Genomic DNA, 5,290 nt, shown 5'->3' with positions numbered 1-5,290 from the left:
GCGACGATCACCCTGATGAACTGCGCGAGCACCCCAACCGCTCGTCACGCCAGGGCCGATGACCTGCACGAATCACGATGAAACTTCCTCATTGTGAACCTGCCCGCCCAGGGAATGGACCTGTTCGGCGAATCCCAGAGCCCGGTCACACGAGTCGAGGTCTCCCAGGCCGGCGAAGGCCTCGGCTTGTACGGCGGCCACCCAGTGGCGCGTCGAGAGTTCCCGCTCCCCGTGCTTGGCCACCTCTGAAGCGGCATGCAGCATGGGGATTGCCTTGTCGAACCGTCGCTCGTAGAGACTGATGAAGGCGTGCCGGGTCAGGGCGCAGGCCCAGAGGTCATAGGCGCCGGCCTCGCGAGCGGCACTGGAGGCCAGGGCGTAGCAGTGCGAGGCATCGGTGTAGCGGTTGCTGTCGAAGAAGATCTCGCCGGCAAGCTGGAAGAGGTTTGCAGAGTGGATGCAGAGCTGCTTGTGCCCAGCTACGTTCTGGGTCCGTTCGAAAGCCTCGATGAGCGCGCTGAGCTGTTCTCGAACCATCGGGTAGACCGTCGACTTGGCGCGGGCGAACGAGAAGCTCTGCCACAGGTGCGCGTTCACCTGGCCGTGCACGCCCGAATCGGCGGCGGACGGACCGCCCGGTTCCACAGTCTGCCCCGAGCCGAGGGGCGGCAGCGTGACCAACGTGCCGGTGATGCTCAGCATTTGAAGGAACTCGCGACGGTTCATTTCGTCAACTTGATCCGCATCTAGGTAGATCCAGGGAGCCGGAGAGTCGGCTGAGATGATGACCCCTGCCTCCGGAAGGGCCGCTACCGGATCACCGTCGTGCGGCCGCGGCCGGAGTAGGGCTTCGAGCTCCGCGGTGGTGACCTTCAAGAGCCGGGCGAGCCTGGGCCGGAGGTGGGGCTGCGGCTCGGTCTCGCCGCGCTCCCAACGGGCGACCGTCGAGCGGTCGACGCCGAGCGCTTCGGCGAACCTCTCCTGACTGTAGCCCAGGGCCTTTCGCTGTCGTGCCAACTGTTGCCTGGTGGCCGCCATGCCTGTTGCCCTTCGCTCTGCCGAAGCAATGGTCCAGGTCAGAGCTCCTGGTGCATCGAGTATGCATCAGAGGCGCACCCGAATTGCTCTGGTTCGCGCCAACTCCCTCTTGTTTCCTGGGTAGCGCGGCAAGCGTGCCGCGACGAGAACGCGCGAAGGCGCATGGTCGCCGAGGCTTCGGCTTGGAGTGGAACGGCTATGAGTCCGCTGAACACCGTGATTGTGCCGGTGCTCTGTGAATGGGACGTCGAGGCAGACCTCGGGGCGGTGCCTCTGGCCCGCCGAGAGGTCGTCCAACTCGTTCGATCCTGGGGTGTCCCCATAACGGAAGATGCGGCGCGCGACGTGGAGCTGTGTGCGGACGAGTTGCTGGCCAACGCCGTTGAGCACACGGGCGAACAGTGTCGTGTGGCAGTCCGGTGGACCGGCGTGCGCCTGCGGGTTCAGGTCTCGGATTCGAGTCCGAGGCCGCCGGACAGGAGCACGGCCGACGACGCGGCCATCAACGGGCGTGGCCTTCTCCTGGTGGAGGCATTGGCTCACTCCTGGGGCTGGTACCCGGTGGAGACGGGCAAGGTGGCGTGGTTCGAAGTCGCGCCCGACCAGACCGTGACGGGGGACGCACGGCTCGCCGCCCTCGTTCTCGCGGCTCAGGTTCGGGCGGAGCAGCCGGGGCGGACCTGTGAGAAGGAGCCTGAGGCGGAGGTCGTGCGGTGACTCCCTCCACCTTGTCGCGGTACGAGGTCCGCCTGATCGACTCCCGGAGTCCCCATTTCGTCCTGCTGGAGTGCTGGGGGATCTACGACCGCGAGCAGCACGAATACGTGCGCGTTCCCGGCTCCTCGGACCGGATCAGGCGCTTCTACATCAAGTCGGTCGCCGAGGCGCACCTGCGTCACTCCGGCATCTATCCGAATTGCTCAACAGCGGAGGGGAAATGCACGACCTGATCGCAAGTCCGTTCCTCAACAGCTTCGTAGTGCTGCGACCGGGCCGACTGGAAGGCATCGAACTGCCCGAACGGCGGTTCCGGGAGCTGGAGCGCGCCCGCGACGCCGCGACCAACCTCCCGTTCTGGCTCGTGGCCGCCGCTCGCGCCCGCTGGGGCACGGAGCTGGCGCTCCGGTCAGCGACTGAAGCGGTCCTGGTCCGCGACGCCCCGAGGTACGGGCACAGCCGCGCGAGCTGGGAGATCAACCTTGGCTGCGACCTCGACTGTGAGCACTGCTACCTCGGGGAGAAGCGGTTCGCCGGTCTGGATGAAGAGGGCAAGCGCCGCCTGCTGCTGATCCTGCGGGACGCTGGGATCGTGTGGCTCCAGATCACGGGGGGCGAGGCGCTCATCGACCCCCACTTCTCCGCCTCGTGCCGGCTCGCGCACGAGCTGGGAATGATGATCGAGGTCCTGACGAACGGCACGCGACTGCCGAATCCCGCCGTCCTGGAGGCGCTTGCCGCCAGTAGGCCGTATCGGGTCACCGTCTCCCTCTATGGGGCGACCGTGGAGACGTACGACTCGTTCACCCGTCGTCGGGGCACCTTCAAACGGGTCATGCGCGGACTGGCCGCCGGGATCGAGGCTGGCCTTCCCCTGCAACTGGCGTTGATCGTCACCGCACAGAACGCGCACGAGCACGACCGGATGCGCGCCATGGCGGACGAACTCGGGCTCCCCTACAAGGAGTACACCCACATGTCGCCGACGATCTACGGCGGCGCCGAATCGCTTGCCTCCCAGTCACCGGCCCACCTGAAGCCGCTCGGACGGTTCGAGGGCTGCAACGCGGGACACACATTCCTCCACGTCGACCCGCACGGAAAGGCCTCGATCTGCAAGGTCGGTCGCGATGAGCAGATCGACCTCATGGCCGAAGGCGTCCAGGGTCTTGCCCGGCTCGGCGGAATCGCCGACCGCCTCATGCTTCGCACCGGTGGCTGCTCCGGCTGCCAGCTCTCCGGAAACTGCTCGGTTTGCCGGCCGCTGGCCAAGCGCTACCAGGAGGCGAAGGCACCACTGAACACCTACTGCCAGCACGGACAGAAAGGAAACGCAGCATGAGCGCTGTCATGGTCGAGCTGACCACCACCCGACACGAGCAGGACGACGAGACGCTGGAGTTCATCGACAACATGGAGGACTTCGGCGCTGACGCCCTCCCCGGGTGCAGCGACGACAACCCGTACCGGTAAGGCGAATTCCCCCGGAGGCCGGCGGCGGTGGTGCCGTCGGCCTCCGGGCTGACTCTGAGAGCCTGGACACCGTGACCACCACCCGCATTCACTGGGCAGACCTGCCCGAATCCGTACACAAGGGCGTCACCGCCCGTCTCGGCACACCGATCGTTGCCACGGAGACCATCTCGGCCGGTTTCAACTCCGAGATCGCCGCCAAGCTCACCACCTCCAGCGGCGCTGTCTTCGTCAAGGGGATGCGGTCGAGCCACCCACGCGTGTGGACACAGCAGCGCGAGGCGGAGATCAACCACTACGTGGCAGGTCTCGCTCCCATGCTGCTATGGCATCTGGAGGTCGGCGGCTGGAGCCTCGTTGCGTTCGAGCACGTCGAGGCCCGCCACGCCGACTACAAGGTGGTCGGGGACCTGGAACTGATGGTCGACACCCTCACCCGGCTCGGCCGCACCCCATGCCCCCAGATGGAGCTTCGCCGTGCCGAACAGCGATGGGCAGCCTACGTGGACGACTCGGGGACGCTGTCGCGGTTCGCCGGAAATTGCCTGCTGCACACGGACCTGAACAACGAGAACGTGCTGATCCGGGGGAACCAGGCACTTCTGGTCGACTGGGCGTGGGCGACCCGTGGGGCCCCTTGGATCGACCCGGCCCTGTGGGTGATCTGGTTGATCGCTGCGGGCGGCCATAGCCCGGTTGCGGCAGAATCCTGGGCTGCCAGGATTCCCGCTTGGAGGCTCGGCGACCCTGCGCTGGTGAACGTCTTCGCGAAAGCTCAGGCCCGCATGTGGGCCGACATCGCGGGAAACGATCCGGACCCCTGGACCGCTGGCCTGAACCAAGCAGCTCAGCAATGGGCCCGCTTTCGAGAGGGCCGCTGAACATTCTGAGCCAGGTCAACCAGCCGGGCTGATGACTGTCAGCGCGACACTTCGCACCACGATCGGCTCGGCCCACCCCCGGCTGGCCGCGCGGCCGAGAGTGCGGTGCGAGCGCGACTGGCGCCTCTGATTGCCACGGAAGCGGCGCAGCCACCGGTGGCGGATCGCTTCACGAGGCCGGCGCAGGCGCGGCAGGTGCCTGGCCGGGGGACGGGGTCGCGGCACTCCTTGCATTCGGTGTACCGGGCGGTGGGAGGGCGCCCTGGGGTGCGGGGAGGCGGCATCTTGTGGTGCAGGCGGTACCCGAGAACGGCCGCCGCCGAGTGCATGGGGGTGGGCAGGCCGTGGAGCAGGGCTTGGGCCAGGTCGGCCGGGGTGCTGCCGCGTTGCAGCCATTGGGCCACCAAGGGTGCCAGCTCTTCTGCCTCGGATTGGCCCAGGCGTAGACGGGGTTCTGGGCGGATCACTCGGAACAGGGTGGCCACCGCTTCTTTGAGCTGTTCGTCCGGTGCCGTGGGCTGCTGGTCCGGGCACGGATTCGCGGCGGTGGCCGGGAGCGGGGGGAGGGTGGTTTCTTGGTCCGGTTTCTTTACTACAGGGAGGTCTGCGCATCCAGTGGTTGGTTCACCGGGCGCCGGGTGGGTGGCAGCCGGTGTCCTCACCCATGGGGTGTCGTAGACGTGGTTCTCGGTGCGAACCGTGCCGTCGGGCAACCGGATCGTTTCGACGCGGTAGAAACCGGCATCGGCGAGTTCCTTGAGGGCCTTGCGAATTGCTCCCCGGCCCTGGGGGCTGGTGTCGGCCATGTGACGGCCGTCCTCGCGCCAGTCGTCGGGGCGGGAGAGGAGGTCGGCGAGGAGGCCGCGGGCGGTGTAGCTCAACTTCCGGTACTGCAGAACGGAGTTGGGCAACACGGTGAAGTGACGTACGTGTTCGGTACGATGGACGCGCATCGGGAGTTCTGTCTCCTGGTGCCGGACCCCGGAGCGTTGGCGCGCTGCCGGGGTCGCCTTTTTCTGTTTGAGCACAGAACGTAGCACGACACCTGTCGACGCAACTGCCTTTTAGGGTAAAGGCGTTTATCGCATTAGGCTTGGGAGCCCCGGGGGGGGGGGGGGGGGGGGGGGGGGGGGGGGGGGGGGGGGGGGGGGGGGGGGGGTGGGTGTTTTTGTTGGAGGGCC

7 protein-coding genes are annotated in these 5,290 nt (G+C 67.1%); 5 read left to right on the top strand and 2 right to left on the bottom strand.

Translation table 11 applies throughout. From position 1 onward, the window contains the following. Positions 1–72: 72 nt before the first annotated feature. The gene (locus ACGF12_RS18465) at positions 73–1,038 is read right to left on the bottom strand and encodes a helix-turn-helix domain-containing protein (protein WP_393030663.1); all 966 of its coding nucleotides are present in this window, start codon (positions 1,036–1,038) and stop codon (positions 73–75) included. A 198-nt stretch (positions 1,039–1,236) separates the two neighbouring features. On the opposite strand from ACGF12_RS18465, the gene ACGF12_RS18460 reads away from it, so the two are divergent. The 5 genes from ACGF12_RS18460 (at position 1,237) to ACGF12_RS18440 (ending at position 4,109) form a co-directional block, all read left to right on the top strand. Then, a complete protein-coding gene (locus ACGF12_RS18460; protein ID WP_393030660.1) occupies positions 1,237–1,755 on the top strand; it encodes an ATP-binding protein in 519 nt (172 codons plus the stop codon). Continuing rightward, positions 1,752–1,988, top strand: coding sequence for a hypothetical protein (locus tag ACGF12_RS18455; protein WP_393030658.1), 237 nt, complete (start codon positions 1,752–1,754; stop codon positions 1,986–1,988). The genes ACGF12_RS18460 and ACGF12_RS18455 overlap by 4 nt, the downstream gene beginning before the upstream one ends. After that, positions 1,976–3,097 (top strand): radical SAM protein, encoded by a 1,122-nt coding sequence (locus tag ACGF12_RS18450; protein ID WP_393030655.1) that lies wholly within the window; start codon positions 1,976–1,978, stop codon positions 3,095–3,097. Before ACGF12_RS18455 ends, ACGF12_RS18450 begins: the two co-directional genes overlap by 13 nt. Then, a complete protein-coding gene (locus ACGF12_RS18445; RefSeq protein ID WP_393030652.1) occupies positions 3,094–3,228 on the top strand; it encodes a hypothetical protein in 135 nt (44 codons plus the stop codon). The genes ACGF12_RS18450 and ACGF12_RS18445 overlap by 4 nt, the downstream gene beginning before the upstream one ends. A gap of 71 nt (positions 3,229–3,299) precedes the next feature. Then, positions 3,300–4,109, top strand: a complete 810-nt coding sequence (locus tag ACGF12_RS18440; protein ID WP_393030649.1) for an aminoglycoside phosphotransferase — start codon at positions 3,300–3,302, stop codon at positions 4,107–4,109. Between the two features lie 38 nt (positions 4,110–4,147). Here ACGF12_RS18440 and ACGF12_RS18435 read toward each other — a convergent pair whose 3' ends face one another. Beyond that, the gene (locus tag ACGF12_RS18435; protein ID WP_393030646.1) at positions 4,148–5,062 is read right to left on the bottom strand and encodes a hypothetical protein; all 915 of its coding nucleotides are present in this window, start codon (positions 5,060–5,062) and stop codon (positions 4,148–4,150) included. Positions 5,063–5,290: the final 228 nt, after the last annotated feature.

Origin of the sequence: Kitasatospora sp. NPDC048296 (genome assembly GCF_043201815.1) — a bacterium.
Lineage (GTDB): Bacteria > Actinomycetota > Actinomycetes > Streptomycetales > Streptomycetaceae > Kitasatospora.
Note: the sequence above shows the minus strand (reverse complement) of the source record. Positions and strands in the feature narration are given on the sequence as shown.